This window comes from Micromonospora sp. NRRL B-16802 (genome assembly GCF_001279555.1).
Taxonomy (GTDB): domain Bacteria; phylum Actinomycetota; class Actinomycetes; order Mycobacteriales; family Micromonosporaceae; genus Micromonospora; species Micromonospora profundi.
On record NZ_LGEB01000051.1, the window covers coordinates 51,140 to 72,016 of the forward strand.

Sequence of the window (20,877 nt, forward strand, 5' to 3'; positions counted from 1 at the left end):
CCGCGACCAACCAGGCCACGCCGCGTAACGCCAACACATTTCCGAAACTTTTCCGAAACCTCGCTGGCCGGACCGGCCGCGTGGTATAAACATCGATTGAGCTAAATATTCTACTGAGACGTCCGGTCGTCCCGCCTCGGCGTTCCGGGTGTTGGCCAAGTAGGGAGGCCAAAATGCAAACGAGCCCACCCGTTCATCCCGGCAGAACTCGGCGACGGCGATCGCATGTCGTCCGAGCGCTGCTCGCCGGCACGTTCAGCGTCGTGACCGTGGCCGCCGTCGCGGTGATGATGCCCTCGGCGAACGCCGCTGCGTCCACGCTCGGCGCGGCCGCCGCACAGTCGGGCCGGTACTTCGGCACCGCCATCGCGGCGGGCCGGCTCGGCGACTCGACGTACAGCACGATCGCGGCACGTGAGTTCAACATGATCACCGCCGAGAACGAGATGAAGCCGGACGCGACGCAGCCCCAGCGGGGCCAGTTCAACTTCAACTCCGGTGACCAGATCTACAACTGGGCGACCCAGCGTGGCCTTAAGGTCCGTGGGCACACCCTGGCCTGGCACGCGCAGCAGCCGCCGTGGATGCAGAGCCTGAGCGGCAGCACCCTGCGGCAGGCGATGATCGACCACATCAACGGAGTGATGGGCCACTACCGGGGCAAGCTCGCCGCGTGGGACGTGGTCAACGAGGCGTTCAACGAGGACGGCAGCCGCCGCAGCTCCAACCTCCAGGGCACCGGCAACGACTGGATCGAGGTGGCGTTCCGCACCGCGCGGGCGGCCGACCCGTCGGTCAAACTCTGCTACAACGACTACAACATCGAGAACTGGTCGTACGGCAAGACACAGGGCGTCTACCGCATGATCCAGGACTTCAAGTCCCGCGGCGTGCCGATCGACTGCGTCGGGTTGCAGACCCACTTCACCGGCGGCAGCTCGCTGCCGAGCAACTTCCAGACCACGCTGTCCAGCTTCGCCGCGCTCGGCGTGGATGTGGCGCTGACCGAGGTCGACGTCACCAACGCCTCCACCACCCAGTACGCCGGGCTTACCCAGGCGTGCCTGAACGTGCCGCGCTGCATCGGCATCACCGTCTGGGGCGTACGCGACAGCGACTCCTGGCGCTCGAACGAGAGCCCGCTGCTCTTCGACGGCGGCGGCAACAAGAAGGCCGCCTACAACTCCGTCCTCAACGCGCTCAACGCGGCCACGCCGACGACGAGCCCGACGACGAGCCCGACGGTGACCCCGACGGTGACCCCGACGACGACCCCACCGCCGAGTGGTGGCGCCGGCCGGATCGTCGGGGTGCAGTCGGGCCGGTGCATCGACGTGCCCAACGCCACGCAGACAAACGGCACCCGGGTCCAGCTCTACGACTGCCACGGTCAGTCGAACCAGCAGTGGACGTACACCGCGAACAAGCAGCTGCGGGTCTACGGCAGCAAGTGCCTGGACGCGAACGGCGCGGCCACCGCCAACGGCACCGGCATCATCATCTGGGACTGCAACAGCGGGGCGAACCAGCAGTGGAACATCAACTCCAACGGCACCATCAGCGGCGTCCAGTCCGGCCGGTGCCTGGACGTCTGGGGCACCGGCAACGGCCAGCAGGTCCAGCTGTACGACTGCCACGGGCAGACCAACCAGCAGTGGCGGACCGACTTCGGCGGCACCACGCCGACGTCGACGCCGACTCCGCCGCCGACCACCACGCCGCCGCCGAGCGGCTGCGCGCTGCCGTCGACCTACCGGTGGTCGTCGACCGGCGCGTTGGCCAACCCGCAGAACGGCTGGGTCTCACTCAAGGACTTCACCAACGTGGTCTACAACGGCAAGCACCTGGTCTACGGGTCGTACGTCAACAGCAGCGGTCAGTACAGCTCGATGAACTTCACCTCGTTCACCAACTGGTCCGACATGGCCTCGGCCGGCCAGAACGGGATGAGCCAGGGCACCGTGGCGCCCACCCTGCTGTACTTCGCCCCGAAGAACATCTGGGTGCTGGCGTACCAGTGGGGACCGACCTCGTTCAGCTACAAGACGTCGAGCGACCCGACGAACGCCAACGGCTGGTCCTCGGCGCAGACGCTGTCCACCGCCACCCTGCCCGACGCCCCGTACGGCGTCATCGACCAGACGCTCATCGGTGACGACCAGAACATGTACCTGTTCTTCGCCGGGGACAACGGCAAGATCTACCGGTCGAGCATGCCGCTCGGGAACTTCCCGGGCAGCTTCGGCTCGACCTACACGACGATCATGACGGACACGACGAACAACCTGTTCGAGGGCGTCGAGGTCTACAAGGTGGCCGGCCAGAACCAGTACCTGATGATCGTCGAGGCGATCGGGAGCCAGGGACGCTACTTCCGGTCGTTCACGTCGAACAGCCTGAGCGGCTCGTGGACCCCGCAGGCCGCCACCGAGAGCAACCCGTTCGCCGGCAAGGCCAACAGTGGCGCGACGTGGACCAACGACATCAGCCACGGTGACCTGGTCCGCACCAACCCCGACCAGACCAAGACCGTCGACGCCTGCAACCTGCAGTTGCTGTACCAGGGCAAGAACCCGAGTGCGGGGGGCGACTACAACCTGCTGCCGTGGCGGCCGGGTGTACTGACCCTCCAGCGATAGGTATCACTGGATTCGCAGCACAGTGGCGTGCCCGGCACCGCACGGTGCCGGGCACGCCCGCCCGGGATCTGCGCTGCCCCTCGGCGTGCCAGCCTGCGCACCCCGAAGTGCGAAGTGGCGCTCCCACCAGCCCGCCGACGTTGCCCGCCGGCTCCCCGACGGACACCCGTGCCGGGACGGCTGACGCGCCCGCTCACTCCACGAGATCGTCGGCGAGCAGGTCCATCAGCAGGGCGTCGTGCCAGCGGCCATCCGCGCCGCGCTCGTAGCGCCGCATGATGCCCACCGGACGGAAACCGACCTTCGCGTACGCGCGGATCGCCGCGCTGTTCGCCGCCGCCGGGTCGATCGTGAACCGGTGGTGGCCGTACTCGTCGATCAGGTGCCGGGCCAGGGTGCGGATGGCGTCCACACCGAGCCCCGCGCCGCGTACCGCCGGATCGAGGAAGATGTCCAGGCTGGCGTGCCGGTAGTCCGGGTCGGATTCGGCGTACCACTGGATCGCGCCGATCACCCGGCCGTCGTGCTCGATGGCGTACAACGTCAGATCGTCGTCGGCCAGGTCGGCGCGGACGGAGTCGGCCAGGTCGTCACCGCCGCGCCACCACCGGCGTACCTCCGGATCGGCCCGGACCGCCGCGAGGGCCGGCACGTCGTCGTCGGTCACCGGACGCAACGTCACCGCTCGCCCCCGCAGCACGCCTCAGCCCCGGATCTCGCCGTGCTCGACGCAGACCGCCGACCATCCGACCGGAAGCACCTGCACCTTCATCCGACGGCGGCAGTGCGCGCAGTAGCGCGGCGGCTCCAACGCCCGGGCCGCCGCGCACGGCTCGTGCCCACCGGCCGCCGCGTCCTCACCACACCTGTCGCACCAGCGGGGTGCCGTCACCGTCTCGACAAGCTCGGTCACGTCGTCCTTCCCGGATGTCGTTCCTACAGCGTCGCGGACAGCGCCTTCACCGGCATCTTCAGCTCGTCGAGCAGCTCAAGGTCGGCGTTCGCCGATCGACCCAGCGTCGTCAGGTAGTTGCCGACGATCACCGCGTTGATGCCGCCGAGCAGGCCGGCCCGCGTACCCAGGTCACCGAGGGTGATCTCGCGGCCACCCGCGTACCGGAGGATGGTGCGCGGCATGGCCAGCCGGAACGCGGCGATGGCCCGCAGCGCGTCCTTGCCCTCGACCACCTGGCGGTCACCGAGCGGGGTGCCGGGGCGGGGGTTGAGGAAGTTCAGGGGCACCTCGTGCGGGTTGATCTCGGCGAGCTGCGCGGCGAACTCCGCCCGCTGCTCGACGGTCTCGCCGAGGCCGAGGATGCCGCCGCAGCACACCTCCATGCCGGAGTCGCGGACCATCCGCAGCGTCTCCCAACGCTCCTCCCACGAGTGCGTGGTGACCACGTTGGGGAAGTACGACCGGCAGGTCTCCAGGTTGTGGTTGTAGCGGTGCACGCCCATGTCGACAAGGTCGTCGACCTGCTCCTGGGTGAGCATGCCCAGCGACGCGGCGACCTGGATGTCGACCTCGGCCTTGATGGCGGCGACGCCCTCGCGCATCTGCTTCATCAGGCGGGCGTCCGGGCCACGGACGGCGGCCACGATGCAGAACTCCGTCGCACCTGTCTTCGCGGTCTGCTTCGCGGCCTCGACAAGCGACGGGATGTCCAGCAGGACCGAGCGCACCGGGGAGGTGAACAGGCCGGACTGGGAACAGAAGTGGCAGTCTTCCGGGCAGCCGCCGGTCTTCAGCGAGACGATGCCCTCGACCTCGACCTCCGGGCCGCACCAGCGCATCCGCACATCGTGGGCGAGCTGGAGGGCGGCGGGCAGGTGCTCGTCGGGCAGGTTCAGCACGGCGAGGACGCCGGCCTCGTCGAGACCGACACCGTCACCCAGGACCTGGGTACGGGCCTGGTCGAGGATCTCTGGCATGGCTCGTACCCTACAAGGCGCCCCGGTCAGCCGGAATGGCCCGCTCGCCGGTCGCTCCCAGGGCCCGGCGGTACCCGCCCGGCAGGTGGCCGCGCAGGTCGGCGATGGGTGGATCCGTCGAGTTGGTGGGGACGGGTGGTAATTTCGCCCGGCGGGTGTCGGCGTGGCCGGCACCGGACGGCGGCGAAGGGGTGACGGTGGCGGACTGGCTGGCGGCGCTCGACCGCCGCGCGGAGTTGCGGGCCAAGGCCGGCCTGACCCGGCGACTGCATCCGCGTCCCGCCGACGACGGAATGACCGATCTGGCCGGCAACGACTACCTCGGCCTGGCCACCCACCCGGAGGTCACGGCCGCGGCGGCGGCGGCGCTGTCGGCGTACGGGCTGGGAGCGACCGGGTCGCGCCTGGTACGCGGCTCGACCGACGCGCACCAGGCGTTGGAGGACGAGCTGGCGCAGTGGCTGGGCGCCGACAAAGCTCTCGTCTTCTCCTCCGGATACCTGGCGAACCTCGGTGCGCTGCGGGCCCTCGTCCAACCTCGCACGCTGCTCGTGTCCGACGCGCACAACCACGCGTCGCTGATCGACGGCTGCCGGATCTCCGGCGCGGAGACTGTCGTGGCCGCGCACGCCGACGTGACGGCCGTGGCCGCAGCCCTCGCGGTGGCGCCGGGCCGCCCGGCGGTGGTGGTCACCGAGTCGGTGTTCTCGGTCGACGGTGATCTCGCCCCGCTGGCCGAGTTGCACGCGGTGGCCCGCCGCTACGGCGCGCTGCTGCTCGTCGACGACGCGCACGGGCTCGGCGTGACCGGGCCGTCCGGCGCGGGCGCGGTGGCCGCCGCTGGGCTGGCCGGGGAGCCGGACGTGGTGGTCACCGCCACCCTGTCCAAGGCGCTCGGCGGCGCGGGTGGGGTGGTGGCCGGGCCGGCCGAGTTCGTCAGGCACCTTGTCGAGACCGGCCGTACGTTCATCTTCGACACCGCGTTGCCGCCGGCGGTCGCTGCCGGTGTGCACGCGGCGCTGCGGCTGGCCCGCGACGGCGACGACCTGCGGGCCGAGTTGGCCGACCGGGTGGCGTTGGCGGTGGGCCGGTTGCGGGCGGCGGGGCTGACGGTCTCCACGCCGGACGGGGCTGTGGTCTCGGTGACCGCTCCCGGCCCGGAGGCGGCGACGGCCTGGGCCGCTGACTGCCGCGACCGGGGTGTCGCGGTGGGCTGCTTCCGGCCGCCGTCCACTCCGGACAACCGTTCCCGGCTGCGCATCACCGTCAGCGCAGGGGTGCCGCGCGCGGATTTCGAGCGGGCGCTGGAAGCCATAGTGGACTGTGTCCCGTGAGCGCGAGGAGTGAGCCGGGTTTGCGAGCCCCGCAGTCGCGAGCCGAGGTTGTGCAGTGAGCGCGAGGAGTGAGCCGGGTTTGCGAGCCCCGCAGTTGCAGTGAGCGCGAGGAGTGAGCCGGGTTTGCGAGCCCCGCAGTCGCGAGCAGAGGCGACACAGTGAGCGCGTGGGAGGGGCCGGTGCTTGTCACAGGCACCGACACCGAGGTGGGCAAGACCGTGGTGACCGCGGCGATCACGGCTGCCGCGCAGGCCGCCGGGTTGCGGGTGGCTGTGGTCAAGCCGGGCCAGACGGGTACGGCCGGCGGGGAGCCGGGTGACGTGGACGTGGTCAACCGGTTGGCGGCTCCGCTCACCGGTCGCACTCTTGCCAGTTTTCCGGATCCGCTGGCTCCGTTGGCTGCCGCCCGGGTGGCGGATCTGCCGCCGTTGGAGTTGTACACGGCCGTGGACGCCGTCCGGGAAGAGGCGGACAAGCACGATCTGGTGCTTGTCGAGGGGGCCGGTGGTCTGCTGGTGCCGATGGGGCTGCGCCCGTCGGGGGAGCCGTGGACGATGGCGGATCTGGCGGTGTCGTTGGGTGCGCCGGCGGTGGTGGTCGCCCGTGCCGGGTTGGGCACGCTCAACCACACGGCGTTGACTCTTGAGGCGCTGGACCGGCGGGCGGTGCCGGCAGGCGTGGTGATCGGTGCCTGGCCGTCGTCTCCGGAGTTGGTGCACTGGTCGAACCTCACCGACCTGGTGCCGAACATGCTCGGTGCCGTGCCCGATGGCGCTGGCGCGATGGACCCTGGGGTGTTTCGTCGTTCCGCGCCGGGCTGGCTCACTCCGGCGCTGCACGGGGTGTTGGACGACTGGCGGGTGTGGGCCGAGGAGAGCAGCTGAACACCTGACTTTCGTCGGTGTCCGCCCAGGTCGGGCGTGGGTAGCGTGACGGCGGTGAGGCTTTCCGACTCTTCGGTGCCAGGTTCGCGGGACCGGCGGCGGCGACTGCTGCTGGACGCGTTGCTGTGGGCGGTCATCGCCGCCCCGGTCGCCTACGCCGGGATCACCCCGCCCCATCCGCGGTACGCGCTGCCGCTGCTCGTCGGGAAGATGCTGTTGCTCGGCGCGGCGGTGGTGGCGAGCCGGAGCAAGCCGTTGGTCGCCCTGGTGCTCGTGGTGCTCGGGTCGCTCGTCGACGGCAACTTCGTGTTCGCCATCCCGATCTTCAGTTACCTCGCTGGGCGGCGCAGCGCTTCGGCGGGCCCGGCTGTCGTGGTCTTCGTGCTGATCGCTGCTGCTGGTACGGCGCTCAACCTGGGCCTGCTCGGCACGGGTGCGGCCACCTGGTTCCTGCTGGCCTCGGTGCTGCTCTTCGCTGCGGTGTTTCCCTGGTTGGTCGGTCGGTACCGGCGTCAGCAGCGGGAGTTGGCCGAGGCCGGTCGCCGTCACGTCGACGCGGTGGCCCGCGAGCAGCGTGGTGCCGCCGAGCGGATCCGGCTGCGGGAGAGGGCCCGGATCGCCGGGGAGATGCATGACTCCCTCGGTCACGACCTCAGCCTGATCGCGGTGCGCGCCGCAGCTCTGGAGGTCGCCGCTGACCTCGACGAGCGGCACCGGGTCGCGGCGGGGGAGTTGCGGGCCAGTGTCTCCGCCGCGACCGAGCGGCTGCACGAGATCATCGGAGTGCTCCGCGAGGAGGGTGGGGCGTCGGTGCGTCCGAGCGGGGAAAGCGTCTCCGAGCTTGTCGAAGGTGCCCGGGAGGCTGGCATGGCGGTACGGCTGGATGCCGCCCCGGTGGGCGCGGAGTTGCCGGCGATGACCTGTCACGCGGCGCACCGGGTCGTCCGGGAGGCCCTGACCAACGCCGCCCGGTACGCGCCGGGTGCCCCGGTCGACGTACGCCTGGGTCGGGACGGTGACCGGGTGGAGGTGACTGTGGTCAACTGTGTTCCGCCAGCCGGGCCGTTGCCGGCTCCGTCGTCGCGGGGCAGCGGGTTGCTGGCGCTCGCCGAGCGGGTTCGCCTGGCCGGTGGGACCTTCGACGCCGGCCCGCAGGCCGACGGCGGATTCGCCGTACGGGCGGTGCTGCCGGCCATCGCGACGCCGGCAGAGTCGCTGCCGGCAGGGCCGTCGTCACTGGAGGCGCTACCGACGGTCGCGTCGCCACCGGAGGCGCTGGCCGCCCTGTCGCCGGTGGAGGCGGCCGGGACGGCGTCCTGGTCCGGTGACCGGCCGGGTGCCGTGGAGGGGCCGGTCGACGCGGAGCGGCGGCTGCACGACGCCCGTCGACGAGTTCGACGCAGTCTGCTCGCGGCGGTCGGGGCGCCGGCAGGTTTCGCCCTGGTGCTCTCCCTCGTCTACTACCCGGTGGCGACCGCCGGAACGGTGTTGGACCAGGCGACCTTCGACGAGCTGCGTGTCGGTACGGCCCGGTCGGAGCTGGCGGGGCTGCCCCGGCGACAGCTGGAACGTCCGTCCGCTGTCGACCGGGCCGACTGCGAGTACTACACCGACGGCAACTTCCCTCTCGCCGAGCCGACGTGGCGGCTCTGCTTCACCGACGGCCGGCTGGTCAGCAAGGAGCGGATCGCGTAGTGAACACCGACACGGCACTGACGCTGCCGATCCGGGTTGTCCTCGCCGACGACGAGGCGATGATCCGGGCCGGTGTCCGGGCGATTCTCGCCGCCGATCAGGGCATCGAGGTGGTCGCCGAGGCCGGTGACGGGCGGGCGGCGGTGGAGCTCGTCCGGGCGCACCGACCCCATGTGGCGTTGCTGGACATCCGGATGCCCCGGTTGGACGGGTTGACCGCCGCCGCCGAGATCCGCCGGGTCGCACCGGACACTTCGACGATCATGCTGACCACCTTCGGTGAGGACGACCATGTGGCCCGCGCGCTCGGGCACGGCGCGAGCGGGTTCCTGCTCAAGGCCGGCGACCCGCGGGAACTGATCGCCGGGGTGCACGCGGTCGCCGACGGCGGTGCGTACCTGTCGCCCCGGGTTGCCCGCCGGGTGATCGAGCTGGGCGCCGGCCGGCTGGCCCGCCGACCCGCCGCGCGGGACCGTACGGCCGGGCTTACCGAGCGGGAACGGGAGGTGCTGGCGCTGGTGGGGGCGGGGCTGTCCAACGCCGAGATCGCCCGCCGGCTGCACCTTGTGGAGGGCACCGTGAAGAGCTATCTGACAAGCATCTTCACCCGGTTGGACGTGCGTAACCGGGTGCAGGCGGCGATCGTGGCGTACGAGGCGGGGCTTGTCGACGGGTGAGCGGGGGCCGGGTCGGGGCCCCCGCTCACCGGTCAGGCGTCGCGGCGGCGCAGCGCGGCCCGGCCCAGCAGGAGCGCCGCGCCGGCCCACCCGGCGAGCAGCAGCAGACCGACCGCGCCCGGGTAGGGCTCGGTGTCGCCGGCCATGAAGTGCCCGCCGGCCACGCCGGGGAAGACGTCGGCGATCCGGTTCAGCACAGCGATGTCCGGCTCCATCAGCGACAGCGGCACGATCATCAGGATGGCGAACAGCACGGTGATCGTGAGGACCGCGCTGCGCAGTGCCGCGCCGAGACCCAGCGCGAGCACGCCGACAAGCGCCAGGTAGGTCGCCACCGCCACGATGTCGCCGATCGTGCCGGCGGCCGGGGCGCTGCCCCACCCGCCAAGCGTCGGTCGCGCGACCAGGGCGCCGACGCCGCCGAGCAGCAGCCCGAGAGCGAAGGTGACCGCTCCGGCGACCACGGCCTTGGCCAGCAGTACGCGACCTCGTGCCGGGGTGCACTGCAACGTGGTCCGGATGGTGCCGCTTGTGAACTCGGCGGTGATCGCCAGCAGGCCCAGCGCCAGCACCGCGTACTGGGTCAGCTCGACGGAGTCGATCACCACGCTGCCGACGGTGACGATTCCGCGGTCGTCGAGCGGGTCGTCGTTTGTGTTGTCGTTGGCCGCGTAGATGGCCAGTTGGAGTGCGCTCGCGGCCATCACCACCAGCCCGGCCAGCATCGTCCACCAGGTGCTCGGTACCGAGAACAGCTTGGTCCACTCGGCGGCCACCGCGCCGCGGAACGCGGCCGCGGCGCCCTGGGACGCGGTCGGCTCGGCGGCGGGGCGGACACCCGCGACCGTGTTCGTGCTCATCGTGCGCCACCTCCGGTTCGGCCGCCGGCGTACTCGACGCTGTCGGCGGTGAGGTCCATGAACGCCTGCTCCAGCGATGCGCCGTGCGGGCTCAGTTCGTGCAGCCGGATCCCCAGCTCGTACGCGAGGTCTCCGACCCGGTCGGCGGTCGTGCCGGTCACTGTCAGCTCGTCGTGATCGGCGGCCTCGACTGTCGCCCCGGCTGCGGTGAGGCGCGCGGCGAGAGCGGCCAGCCCGTCGGCGTGCGGGCTGCGGACCCGGACGGCGACAGTGCTGCCGGCGACCACGTCGCCGATCGGCGCGTCGGCGAGCAGTCGTCCCCGGCCGATCACCACGAGCTGGTCGGCGGTCAGCTGCATCTCGCTCATGAGATGACTGGAGACGAAGACAGTGCGCCCCTCGTCGGCCAGGGAGCGCATCAGCTGCCGGACCCAGCGCACCCCGTCCGGGTCGAGCCCGTTCACCGGCTCGTCGAACATCAGCACCGGGGGGTCGCCGAGCAGCGCGCCAGCGATGCCGAGCCGCTGGCCCATGCCGAGGGAGAGGGTCCGTCCGGCCTTACCGGCGGCGCGTCCGTCCAGCCCGACGGTGTCCAGCACCTCGTCCACGCGGCGGGCGGGGATGCCGTTGCTGCGGGCCATGGCCAACAGGTGTGCGCGGCCGGGCCGGGCCGGGTGGACGGCCCGGGCGTCGAGCAGCGCGCCGACCTCGTGCAACGGCCGGCGCAGATTCCGGTACGCGCGCCCGCCGACGAGCGCCTGCCCGGCGGTGGGTCGGTCCAGCCCGAGGACCATCCGCATGGTGGTGGACTTGCCGGCGCCGTTGGGGCCGAGGAAGCCGGTGACGCGGCCGGGCGCGATGTCGACTGTCAACGCGTCGACGGCTGTGGTCTCCCCGAACCGTTTCGTCAACCCACGTAATGTGATCATGCGCTGACGCTAGGCGTTCGGCCGGCTGCTCCACCGCGCCCGAACGGCACTACAGCACCCTGACTTTGGTCAGGTCGGCGACGGCCCGATCACTTGATGTAGTCGGTGAGCAGCGCGGGTGTGAGCCCGGCCCGGTGGATCGCCTTCAACGCCGCGAGCAGGTCGTCCATGAGCGCCGGCCGGAAGTGCATGAGCAGCACGTCGCCGGGCTGGACGACCTTCTCCGGCGTCTGGTAGCGCACCTTTCCCTCGTGAACCGTCTCGGACCAGTGCAGGACGGCCTTCGCGCCGCAGTCGTGCGCGGCCCGCAACGTGGTGGCGTCGTGGTTGCCGAACGGAGCACGGAACAGTGTGGGTCGCTTGCCGAACAGCGACTCCAGCTTGTCGGCAGCGCCACAGATCTCCTGCCGCTGGTAGGCGTACGACCGGCCGGCCAGCGAGGTGTGCGAGATGGTGTGGTTCTCGATGATCCCGCCCACCGCCTCGATCTGCCGGAAGTAGTCGGTGTGCTCCTGTGCCGCTGGTGAGTTCAGGAACATCGTGACCGGGATCCGCGCCTCCCAGATGAAGTCGATCACCGCGGGTGGCCGGGCCAGTCCACCGTCGTCGATGGTGATGAAGGCGACCTTCTGGTCGATGGGCAGGCGGTGCCAGTTCGGTGCCGGACCGTTCGGGGGGAGCTGCACCGGCTGCGGTGGTGGAGCCTCGGGAAAGATCGGCACCTGGGACACGTACCAGTTCAGGGTTCCGGGGGCGGGCGTCGCGGACGGTGAGGCCGACGGCGTGGGGATCGGAGCGGCCGACGTCGGCGTGCCGGCGGGGATCCGCCGGGCGTGCAACGCCGGGCCGACTGTGCAGGCACTCAGGGCCAGCAGGGCCAGAAGTGTTACGGCGGCGAGGATCCGGCGAGCAGGGGTCGCTGACACGCCCGGAAACCTACCGAGTTGATCAGGAGCCGGTGAGCCCGGTGCTGCCCGGAGCGCGCCGGACCACGAAGGCGTCGGGCATCCGGAAGGTCAGATTGTCTGGACACCACGGTGGGCGGACCACCGTCACCCCGTCGAGCAGTGGCGCGGCCTCCGCCACCACGACGGCCGCCTCCATCCGGGCCAGCACGTCCCCGACGCAGCGGTGCGCGCCGGCGCCGAACGCCAGGTGCCGGCGCGATCCGCGCTGACCGGGGCGGAACTCGTCGGGTGACTCGACGACCGCCGGGTCCCGGCCGGCGCGGGCCAACCACAGCACCAGGCTCGTGCCCGCCGGCACCGGCTGCCCGCCCAGCAGCCCGTCGGCGGTGGCCACCCGACGCCAGGTCACGATCGGCGGCTCCAGCCGCAGCCCTTCCTCCACCACGTCGGCCACCGCCACCTCGCCGCTACGCAGCCCGGCCCGCACGGCGGGTTCGCCGGCCAGCCGGTGCAGCAGCAGGGTGAGGAACTGCGACGTGGTCTCCTGGCCCGCGACCAGCAGGAAGAAGAGCGCGCCGACCACCACGTCCGGCGGGTGCCCGGCCGTACGCAGTTCCGCGGCCAATCCGCCGCCGGTGGTCGCGAAGTCGCGCAGCACACTGTGGAACCGGCCCACCTCGGCGGCGAGCGCCAACTGACGGTCGGCGTCCAGCGGCGCCCAGAACAGCTCCAGCGCGGCGCGGGCGAACTCCTTGACCGCGCCGACCGGCGTGTCGGGCAACTCGACAAGCCGGGCCAGCACCAGCAACGGCAGGTCGGCGGCGAGATCCGCGTACAGGTCGACGGGCTGCCCGCCGTCCAGCGCGGCGGTCAGCCGGGCGACCCGGTCGCGGACCAGCGCGGTGAGCCACTGACGCTGCGCCGCGACCCGGGTGGGGTGCAACGCGGCGGCGACGATCGCCCGGATCTGCGGATGACTGGCACCGGAGTTGTTGGCGAGCGTCGGCGGCAGCCGGAACCGGTGCCCGGCGAGCACCCGCAGCGCTGTCACAGGCATTGGGGTCACCGCGTCCAGCGCGTTGTCCGGCCGGTAGGTCGCCGGGTCGGCAAGCACCTGACGGACCAGCGCGTGCCGGGTCACCACCAGATGGCGTACGCCGACGTGGTCGACCACCGAGGCGACGTCCGGCCAGGGTGACTCGACCGCCGACGCCCAGCTGCGGAACAGCACGCCGACACGCTAGCTGGCGGCCCCCGGCAGGCCGGCCCGCAGCTGCCAGACGGTGGTGCGCTTCACCCGCACGCTCTCCAGTGCCTCCGTCACCGGCACGTCGAAGCTCGCCAGCTCGTCGAAACGGTCCCGGGGCAGGAACGCCCGCCCGGGGTCACCGACGAGCGCCGGGGCACCGGCTCGGGCGGCGCGCAGCAGGAACCGCAGCACCCGCCGGGCCATCGCCTCGCTGTAGAAGACGTCCCCGGCGAGCACCACCTCGGCGTCACCGGCGTCGCCGTCGAGGATGTCGCCGAACTCGGCGTCGACGCGTACCCCGTTGGCCTTGGCGTTGAGCGCGACCGCCGCCACCGCCAACTCGTCGACCTCGACGGCCCGCACGGACGCCGCGCCGGCCCGGGCGGCGGCGATGGCCACCAGGCCGGAGCCGGAGGCGAGGTCGAGCACACGGCGGCCGGCCACCAGCTCCGGATGGTCGGTCACGTGACGGGCGAGCGCCTGACCGCCGGCCCAGGCGAAGGCCCAGAACGGTGGCGGCCGGTCGGTGGAGAACTCACCCTCGGTCAGCTCCCACAGGCCGATCGGTTCGTCCGCCTGGTGCAGCCGCACCTCGGGAACGAACGCCACAGGGGCGAGCCGGGCGTGCAGCCGGACGAAGGTCGTGGAGAGTTCGGACACGCTGGCGATTGTCCCAGCGGCCGACCGCCGGGCGTGTCGCGGGGCCGGGTGACCGGTTCACCACGTTCGGTGATAACACGCACTGTCTCTGCCGCCCGGTGCGAACACACCCGTCTGTTCGGGTCGACCGCGCGCTCCTAGCGTTGCGTGGTGGAGACGACCGAACGGAGGGCGGCAGTGGTGACGGTGTGGCGAAAGGCGCTACAGGTCGGGGTGGTGCTGGCCTGTCTGAGCGGGGTGGAGCTGGCCATGGCCGCTCCGGCGCAGGCGGCGTTCGCCACCGAGTTGAGTGGGCTGCCGGCCCAGTTCACCGCCGGCGACCAGGTACGGACGCTCTCCGCAGTGGTCTCGCGGACCGACCGGCGCGGCGGCTGCGTCAAGGTCCGCTGGTCGATGGTGCTGAGAGTGCAGGGCATCCGGCTCGATCAGGTGAAGATGGACCGGGTGGAGGAGACCGGCGAATTCCCGCTGGAGATCCGTACCGACGGGGACGTCGCCCGGCTCACCGACCGGCAACTCGACCCGGGCACGCTCTGCCCGGGCCGTACCGTCACCGCCCGTTACCGGGTGGCCTTCGCCGAGGACGTCACCCGGGGCCGGGTCACCCTCGCCGCCGAGGCGTACGACGTGAACCTGCGCCTGTTGGCCCGGCAGACGGCCACCCGTTCCGTGGTGGGGGTGGCACCCAGCCCGTCGGCGCGTCCCACCGAGACGCCGCCGGAGCCCACCGATCCCGCGAGCGAACCCGCCGACGCCAGCACCCCTGACGACGAGCCCGTCGTGGAGCAACCGGTCGACGCCGCCCCACCGGCCGCCGGCGCGGGCCGACCTGTCGCGCAGACCGGCGGGTTCGGCGTGGTGCAGGCAGCGTTCCTGCTCGGTGCCCTGCTGCTCTCGCTCGGGTTGGGCCTGCTGCTGCGGCTGCGCCACCTCACCAGGGCCGCACCCGCCGGAGCCGGCGAGCAGCCGGCGGACCGACTCTGGGAGCGGCCGAATCCGCCCGACCGGTGGCGACCGTTACGCCGCTGACCTGCGGATCTTCGGCGGCGGCTCCCCGCCACTGAACCGAGGGCGTCGGGGCCGGCGGAGGTCCGCCGGCCCCGACGGTGTCACTTCGAGAACGCCTGGAACTCGGCGATCCGGACCTGGCCGCGGGCCGGGCTGGCGGTCGCGCAGTCCGTCGTCGTGGCCGGGTCGTCGTCCTGCTCACCCGCGTAGTGCGGGCCGCCGGTGCACTGGCTGGCCAGTACCTCCAGCCGCAGGTGCGTGGCGAGCGTGGTGGGCACGGCGAACGTCCGGAGGTTGATGTCCCGGCTGTACGCCCGGTACGCCCCACCCGGGAACGCGTCGTCAGCGCTCGTGTAGATCCGCTGCCAGCGCGCCGGATCCGCGCAGTCGGTGGTCTTCGCGTTGCACGCCGACACCGCGAACGACCGCAGCGCGCTCAGCGCGTTCTGACTCCCGGTGTCGGCGTCCCCGGCGATCGCGGGGCGCAACATCGCGCTGACGTTGACGCGCTTGACCGCCTGCGGGGCGTCCCCGGGCAGCGCCACTGTGACCTGCTTGCCGGCCACCCCGTCCAGGGAGGCCCAGTTCGTCGCCTCGGTGTCGTCGGCGATCCGGTCCAGGTTGACCCCGTCGCCGCTGATCGTGGCGCCGGACGCGGTGGACGCGAGGTTGCGGCTCATCCGCAGGTCGACGTACCCCTGCTTGCCGGCAGTGGCGACCACGCTGAGCCGCTGGTGACCGAAGCCGGGCGCGACGGCGACCAGGTCGTACGTGCCGGCCACCATCTCCACGGTGTCCGGGATGGGCGTGGCCGGGTCGGTGTCGGCGATCGGCACGGCCCGCGCCTCGTACGCCCCGACGTACACCCGGATGGGCGCGTCGGCGCTGTCGCCGCGCGGACGCAGGGTGAGTGTGGCGTTGCCGCCGCTCGGAGAGGCGAAGCTCGGCGTCGGATCGGTGTCGGCGGCGCCGTTGGTCGCGGCGTCCCGGCCCATTCCGGAGCGGGCGAACTCGGCCCAGATCAGGTCCTGGTTCGCCCCGCCGAAGCGGAGCAGGTCGGCGGTGAGCATGTTGTCCCGCATGTCGAGCATGCTGACCTGGCTGGCGGCCTGGAGCAGGAACGAGTCGAAGACCAGCTGCGACCAGCGCCGGTTGCCCGGGCACTTGTCGGCGGCGACCTTCCCCAGCGCGCACTCCAACTGTCGCTGCGGCGTGCCGAGGCCGTACCGCTTGACGAGCGCGGACCGGACCCGGAAGTTCGTGGCGCCCCAGATCTCCCCGTCGGCGTGCACGGCCGGGCCGCCGGTGTTGTAGCCGATGTCGGAGTAGTTGAGCGGGCTGCGGCTCAGGTCGTAGTTGCGGATGCCGCTGACCAGGTTGCCGGTGACGTACCCGCCGGTGACGAACGGCGACTCGCCGGGGGCGCGCAGCCCGTGCTGGAAGAGGTACTCGGCGGCGAGCAGGTCACCCCACGACTCGCCCATGGCCCCGCCCTGGTGACCGCTGATCCCGCTGTCCGGGCCGGCGATCATCCGGTTGGTGATCGCGTGGGTGTACTCGTGGCCGATCACCGTCATGTCGTAGTCGCCGTCGACGCACGGCGGGTACGGGCCGCCGGCCTGCGGCTGCCACAGATACATGTTCGTGGTCGGCGGCAGCCCGTCGCGCGGGGTGCCCTGGTTGGCGTTGTTGCGGTTGCCGGTCAGCGCGCCCTGCTGCGCGCGGCCCTGCTCGGCGTCACCGCCCAGGCCAGCGGGCGTGAGGTTGACCGCCTGGAGGTTCCACGCCGACTCGGTGAAGCCCAACTGGTACGACCAGTCGTGCATCCGGTTGTGCATGGCGAAGAGATTGGCGATGGACGCGTCCGCGTCGTTGCGCTGGGCGGAGGTGAACACCTCCGGGTTGCACTTCGCCTGGTGCCACTGGTCGGTGAACGGGTACTCGTAGCGGCGGTCCGGGCTGGTGGGTGCCGGGACGACAGGGGTGCCCGCACCCCAGGAGAGCACTGTGTTCGCCGAGTTGCCGCGCGAGGTGAAGGTGGGCGTGCCGGTGGCCGCGTCGACGTCCCACGGCTGACCGGTGGCGGGGTCGCGGAACGCCGACTGGCAGCCGGGCGCCGGGTCGCCGCACCAGCGCACCCGCGGGTCCTGCCCGGGACCGAGGTCGCGGGGCGGGGTGGCCGGGAAGACCGCCCAACTCGGGTTGTCCGAGTCGTAGTCGACGAGATCCTCGCGGACCAGCACCTGGCCGGTGATGCCGTCCACATAGCTGGTGAACGCCGCCGGGTGGTCGGCGTCCGCGCCGATAAGCGTCACCTCGTAGGCGGCTCGCGGCCCCTCAAGCGGGGTGGGCACTGCCACCTCGCGCACCGTGTGACTGGCCACCGCGTCGGCTGTCAGCTTGGCGTCGGCGAGCGCGGCGGCGTACGCCTGGTCTGCGCTGCGGGTGGCCGGCGCGGGGGCGCTCGTGTCGCGGGCCAGCGACGAACTGACCGAGAGCACCGATCCGGCGCTGACCGCGAGGGTGACAAGGCCGTCCGGCCCGGCCGGCAGGTCGCCGAAGCGCTGCCGGAGGGTCACCACGGCACCGGTGCCGATCGGCCGGACCAGTACCCGCTCCAGGTCGGCGACCGTGGCGGCGTCCATTCCGAACAGGTCGCGGTTGGCGGCCAGGTACGCGCGGGCGGCGGCCTCCGGGTCGGAGGGCAGCCCGGTGGCGAGGGGGGTGCGGCCGGGGCCGAGTGCCTGCGGGGTGCCGAGCTTGTTCCACCGCACGTCGGGGTCGGCGGCACGGGCCAGGCCGCGTTGGCGGGCGTCGGGTGCCGCCGTACCGGCGCGGTTGTCGACGTCGGCGCTCTGGTGGCCCTCGGCGAACGGCCCGGACGAACGCTGGGCGGATGGCGCCGCGCTGGTGGGGGCCGCGGTGCTCGCGCCGGTGGGCAGCAGCGCGGCGACGGTCGCCGTCGTCGCCAGGACGGCGATGAGCCGGCGTCGACGCCGGCTCATCGAGGGTGACCACTGGGATCGTGGCACGGGACCTCCTCGTGGGAGTGGAATGGCCGGCGGGCCGCCGACCGGCGTTGCGCGGTGACGCATGCGCATCTGTGGATATCAGCCGGTGAAGGGCGCGGCAAGGCCCGGCCGCCGACGCGCCGACGATTAGCGCGGGACAGGGCTCCACACGAGGGTGTTTTCGACGCGCTCGACCGCCGACGTGCTCAACAGGCTGCGTTCAGCGGGCTGCCGTGCTCAGTCGGCCGGCACCCAGTCCGGGTCGCGGCCGAAGGCGGCCAGCAGGCGGTCCTGCTCGTCGGCGTCGGCGGAGAGCCGCACCGCGTCGTGAACCAGGTTGTTGCTCCGATAGGTGTCGGCCTGGCCGGCGAACCACCTGGCGCACACGTTGACCGCGTCGGGTTCCAGGCGAGGCTCGGCGCCGATGGCCACCGCCAGGTCCCAGCCGTGCACCAGGTGCTCGGCGAGGAGTTGCTGGATGTATTCGGCGGCTGGGGTCGCACCGCTGGAGAGGTGCACGGTGCGGTCGATCGTGCCGGGGTGGGTGGCGGCGATCTCGGCCTGTGCGGTCGCCTCCCGCGCTGCCGTGGCCGGGTCGGTGCCGAGCAGGTCGCCGTCGAACCGGTCGCCGACCTCGTCGATGGTGCGGCCGGCGAGCAGCGGGACGCTCCACCGGTCCTCACTGACCACGTGGTTGACGAGAGTGCGGACGTCCCAGCCGGAGCAGGGTGTCGGGTCGGACCACTGGCCGGGCTCGACCTGGTCCACCCGGTCGACGAACTCGGCCAGGCTCCGGCGGTACGCCTCCAGCAGATCCATGGTGCCGATTGTTCCGGTCGGCGGGGCGCTCCGAGCCGTTTTGGCTGGCCCGGGTGGAGGAGTGGGCGTGTTCAGTCCAGCACGACCGGGTCCAGACCCAGCTCCCGGGCGGCGACCAGCCGGACCCACTCACCGAACTGCCGCCGGGAGATCACCCGCTCGTGCACGGCGAGCTGCACCGCCAGGCCGTCCATGACGGCGCTGATCCGCCAGGCGGCCCCGTCCGGGTCGGCGCACTCGAAGGTGCCGTCGGCCACCCCGGCTGCGATCACCGCGGCGAGGTCCTGCCGCCAGCGCAGGTCGAGTCGGCGGGAGACCTTCTCCATCTCCGGGGTACGCAGCGACTCGGACCAGCCGTCGATCCACATCGACCAGGAGGTCGCCCGCCCGGCCGGGGTGTAGAGCTTCAGGATGCGGCGGAGCTTGGTCAGCGGCGGGGCCGACGAGCGGGTCACCGCGTCCAGCCGGGCCAGATCCTGCTCGACCGCGTACGCGAATGCCTGCGCGAGCAGCCGTTCCTTGGTGGCGAAGTGGTAGAAAACCAGCGCCTGGCTCACGCCAGCGGCCTGCGCCACGTCGGCTGTCCGGGTGTTGGCCAGACCGCGCTCGACGATCACGTCGCACGCGGTGCGCAGCAGGGCATCCAGGCGGATCTCGGCCGCACGTCTCGTCACGACCGTTACCGTAGCCCATCCATCCGAACACGAACAGTGACCATCGCCGTCCCATTCGCCCAGTAACAGTCGGAAGCCGGACACTTACTGAGCGTGTCTTTTGTCGTTGTTCCGGAGGTGTTCGTCGAGGCCCCGGCGCTCATCGATGCCGTCGGGCCCGTTGCTGAGCCGCACCTCAGCGATCGCGGCCCGGCCGGCACCGGAAGGTGCGGAGGGTGACGATCGAGGACCTACCAGACCAGCCGCCTAGGAAGCCTGCCGGTAATGACCGGTTCGAGTACGTCATCGCCCGCAGGCCTGCAGGACGCGCCGAACCGACCCCGAGTTGGCAGTCGTTCGACGGCTCGGCTAAAGTTCTCATCCGTCACCCGGGAACGTCCGGGGACGTGCGGACGTAGCGCAGCTGGTAGCGCATCACCTTGCCAAGGTGAGGGTCGCGGGTTCGAATCCCGTCGTCCGCTCGGAGATGCCGCCACGCATGACGGGGGCAACCTCGGTGGGGTGGCCGAGAGGCGAGGCAACGGCCTGCAAAGCCGTGTACGCGGGTTCAAATCCCGTCCCCACCTCGGTAACAAGCACGGGCGATTGGCGCAGTGGGAGCGCGCTTCCTTGACACGGAAGAGGTCACTGGTTCAAACCCAGTATCGCCCACAGGATGGATAGGCAGTCAGAAAGCCCGTTACCGGAATTCCGGTAACGGGCTTTCTGCTGCACGGGACCTTGCACCGGGTCAGAACGTCAGCAGCCGGAACTCGCCCACCTGTCGGAAGCCGAGGCGGCGGTAGACCGGCTCGCCCATGGGTGACGAGGTGAGGCCGGCGGTGTGGGCACCCCTCTCGCGGGCGACGTCGAGAGCCGCCCGGGTCATGGCCGCGCCGATGCCCCGCCGTCGCTGCTCCGGCTGCGTACCCACGAAATAGAGCGTGACCACGCCGCGGCTCAGCCAGGCGACGGCAGTTGCGACGATCCGGTCGTCGTCGAGGCGACCGGCCAGTCTGATCACCGTGCCGTCGCCGGCGAAAGCCTTCTCCGCTCGATGGTCGCCGGCACGTCCTGCGGCGCGATTCCGGACACCCGGGCGTAGGCCGAGACGAACGCCGTCAGGTCGGTGGTCTCGGTAATGCGCAGCCCGGCCGGCGGCGCGGCATCGGTCGCCTCCGCGATCGGCGCGGTCATGATCGGCATTCGGGTGATCTCGGTGGCACCGAGGGAGATCAGGGCGTCGGCGGTGCCGGCGTCGCTGTCCGGGCCTACCCACCAGATCCGGGGTACGCCGTGCAGGCGCTGCCGGGCCTCGTCGAGCGCGTCCCGCGGGGTGCGCCCCGCGACGCGCAGCACCCCGTTGAGGGGCGCGTGCGGAACGTCGCTGCGGTAGGTCGGGAGGTCGTCGCCGCCGACCACGCCGATGTTCCATCCGAGCAGGTACGCCCGATGCGCTGCCAGCATCGTGTTGAGAGCTTCCACGACTCGCGATCGTAGCGCGCGCCGCTCGACGCGTTCACCTGCGCAAACCCGCCGCCGGGGAGGCCTGCGCGGAGCCCTGGTCACGCGCGAACGGGTCGGCCGTCTCGATCGAGGCGGCCGACCCGGAAGGGGAT

Annotated in this window: 19 protein-coding genes and 3 tRNA genes; 9 read left to right on the forward strand and 13 right to left on the reverse strand. The window is 71.8% G+C overall.

Annotated elements, in window-relative coordinates:
* Window positions 1–173 precede the first annotated feature (173 nt).
* A complete protein-coding gene (locus tag ADK66_RS09355) occupies window positions 174–2,639 on the forward strand; it encodes a non-reducing end alpha-L-arabinofuranosidase family hydrolase (protein ID WP_053653535.1) in 2,466 nt (821 codons plus the stop codon).
* 193 nt (window positions 2,640–2,832) lie between these two features.
* Here the strand turns inward: ADK66_RS09355 and ADK66_RS09360 are convergent, their stop codons facing one another.
* The 3 genes from ADK66_RS09360 to bioB are packed head-to-tail and all read right to left on the reverse strand — an operon-like array spanning window position 2,833 to window position 4,571.
* Window positions 2,833–3,339: a GNAT family N-acetyltransferase gene (locus ADK66_RS09360; protein ID WP_053653536.1), complete on the reverse strand. Its 507-nt coding sequence runs from the start codon at window positions 3,337–3,339 to the stop codon at window positions 2,833–2,835.
* A gap of 3 nt (window positions 3,340–3,342) precedes the next feature.
* Window positions 3,343–3,552: a hypothetical protein gene (locus tag ADK66_RS09365; RefSeq protein WP_053653537.1), complete on the reverse strand. Its 210-nt coding sequence runs from the start codon at window positions 3,550–3,552 to the stop codon at window positions 3,343–3,345.
* A 23-nt stretch (window positions 3,553–3,575) separates the two neighbouring features.
* The gene (bioB, locus tag ADK66_RS09370) at window positions 3,576–4,571 is read right to left on the reverse strand and encodes a biotin synthase BioB (protein WP_053653538.1); all 996 of its coding nucleotides are present in this window, start codon (window positions 4,569–4,571) and stop codon (window positions 3,576–3,578) included.
* A gap of 197 nt (window positions 4,572–4,768) precedes the next feature.
* Between bioB and ADK66_RS09375 the strand changes: the two genes are divergently transcribed.
* The 4 genes from ADK66_RS09375 to ADK66_RS09390 all read left to right on the forward strand — a co-directional run bounded on the left by ADK66_RS09375 (window position 4,769) and on the right by ADK66_RS09390 (window position 9,161).
* On the forward strand, window positions 4,769–5,905 hold the full coding sequence (locus ADK66_RS09375) for an 8-amino-7-oxononanoate synthase (RefSeq protein ID WP_053653665.1): 1,137 nt from the start codon (window positions 4,769–4,771) through the stop codon (window positions 5,903–5,905).
* A 179-nt stretch (window positions 5,906–6,084) separates the two neighbouring features.
* Complete coding sequence (gene bioD, locus ADK66_RS09380) at window positions 6,085–6,789, forward strand: dethiobiotin synthase (RefSeq protein WP_053653539.1); 705 nt, start codon at window positions 6,085–6,087, stop codon at window positions 6,787–6,789.
* A gap of 54 nt (window positions 6,790–6,843) precedes the next feature.
* A complete protein-coding gene (locus ADK66_RS09385) occupies window positions 6,844–8,484 on the forward strand; it encodes a sensor histidine kinase (RefSeq protein WP_231639975.1) in 1,641 nt (546 codons plus the stop codon).
* 23 nt (window positions 8,485–8,507) lie between these two features.
* Complete coding sequence (locus tag ADK66_RS09390; protein ID WP_197281472.1) at window positions 8,508–9,161, forward strand: response regulator transcription factor; 654 nt, start codon at window positions 8,508–8,510, stop codon at window positions 9,159–9,161.
* 32 nt (window positions 9,162–9,193) lie between these two features.
* On the opposite strand, the gene ADK66_RS09395 is transcribed toward ADK66_RS09390, so the two are convergent.
* The 5 genes from ADK66_RS09395 to ADK66_RS09415 form a co-directional block, all read right to left on the reverse strand.
* On the reverse strand, window positions 9,194–10,021 hold the full coding sequence (locus ADK66_RS09395) for an ABC transporter permease subunit (protein WP_053653541.1): 828 nt from the start codon (window positions 10,019–10,021) through the stop codon (window positions 9,194–9,196).
* Window positions 10,018–10,950 (reverse strand): ATP-binding cassette domain-containing protein, encoded by a 933-nt coding sequence (locus tag ADK66_RS09400; protein WP_053653542.1) that lies wholly within the window; start codon window positions 10,948–10,950, stop codon window positions 10,018–10,020. Before ADK66_RS09400 ends, ADK66_RS09395 begins: the two co-directional genes overlap by 4 nt.
* A gap of 89 nt (window positions 10,951–11,039) precedes the next feature.
* Entirely contained in the window at window positions 11,040–11,876 is an 837-nt protein-coding gene (locus ADK66_RS09405; protein ID WP_082377345.1) for a polysaccharide deacetylase family protein, read from the reverse strand.
* Between the two features lie 22 nt (window positions 11,877–11,898).
* The gene (locus ADK66_RS09410; RefSeq protein WP_053653543.1) at window positions 11,899–13,089 is read right to left on the reverse strand and encodes a cytochrome P450; all 1,191 of its coding nucleotides are present in this window, start codon (window positions 13,087–13,089) and stop codon (window positions 11,899–11,901) included.
* A 9-nt stretch (window positions 13,090–13,098) separates the two neighbouring features.
* Window positions 13,099–13,767: a methyltransferase gene (locus tag ADK66_RS09415; RefSeq protein WP_053653544.1), complete on the reverse strand. Its 669-nt coding sequence runs from the start codon at window positions 13,765–13,767 to the stop codon at window positions 13,099–13,101.
* A 150-nt stretch (window positions 13,768–13,917) separates the two neighbouring features.
* On the opposite strand from ADK66_RS09415, the gene ADK66_RS09420 reads away from it, so the two are divergent.
* A complete protein-coding gene (locus ADK66_RS09420) occupies window positions 13,918–14,796 on the forward strand; it encodes a hypothetical protein (protein WP_231639976.1) in 879 nt (292 codons plus the stop codon).
* A gap of 80 nt (window positions 14,797–14,876) precedes the next feature.
* Here ADK66_RS09420 and ADK66_RS09425 read toward each other — a convergent pair whose 3' ends face one another.
* From ADK66_RS09425 to ADK66_RS09435, 3 genes are all read right to left on the reverse strand, one after another.
* Window positions 14,877–17,807, reverse strand: a complete 2,931-nt coding sequence (locus tag ADK66_RS09425; protein WP_082377346.1) for a M36 family metallopeptidase — start codon at window positions 17,805–17,807, stop codon at window positions 14,877–14,879.
* Between the two features lie 216 nt (window positions 17,808–18,023).
* Complete coding sequence (locus ADK66_RS09430; protein WP_053653546.1) at window positions 18,024–18,605, reverse strand: TIGR03086 family metal-binding protein; 582 nt, start codon at window positions 18,603–18,605, stop codon at window positions 18,024–18,026.
* Window positions 18,606–18,676: 71 nt separating this feature from the next.
* A complete protein-coding gene (locus tag ADK66_RS09435; RefSeq protein ID WP_053653547.1) occupies window positions 18,677–19,279 on the reverse strand; it encodes a TetR/AcrR family transcriptional regulator in 603 nt (200 codons plus the stop codon).
* Window positions 19,280–19,667: 388 nt separating this feature from the next.
* Between ADK66_RS09435 and ADK66_RS09440 the strand changes: the two genes are divergently transcribed.
* The 3 genes from ADK66_RS09440 to ADK66_RS09450 all read left to right on the forward strand — a co-directional run bounded on the left by ADK66_RS09440 (window position 19,668) and on the right by ADK66_RS09450 (window position 19,930).
* A tRNA-Gly gene (locus tag ADK66_RS09440) sits at window positions 19,668–19,740 on the forward strand.
* A gap of 34 nt (window positions 19,741–19,774) precedes the next feature.
* A tRNA-Cys gene (locus ADK66_RS09445) sits at window positions 19,775–19,845 on the forward strand.
* A 13-nt stretch (window positions 19,846–19,858) separates the two neighbouring features.
* A tRNA-Val gene (locus ADK66_RS09450) sits at window positions 19,859–19,930 on the forward strand.
* A gap of 79 nt (window positions 19,931–20,009) precedes the next feature.
* On the opposite strand, the gene ADK66_RS31830 is transcribed toward ADK66_RS09450, so the two are convergent.
* Together ADK66_RS31830 and ADK66_RS31835 are read right to left on the reverse strand one after the other, a co-directional pair.
* Window positions 20,010–20,282 carry a GNAT family N-acetyltransferase gene (locus ADK66_RS31830; protein ID WP_053653548.1) on the reverse strand — a complete coding sequence of 91 codons (273 nt, stop codon included), beginning with the start codon at window positions 20,280–20,282 and terminating at the stop codon, window positions 20,010–20,012.
* Window positions 20,279–20,743, reverse strand: coding sequence for a hypothetical protein (locus ADK66_RS31835; protein ID WP_197281468.1), 465 nt, complete (start codon window positions 20,741–20,743; stop codon window positions 20,279–20,281). Before ADK66_RS31835 ends, ADK66_RS31830 begins: the two co-directional genes overlap by 4 nt.
* Between the last annotated feature and the right edge of the window lie 134 nt (window positions 20,744–20,877).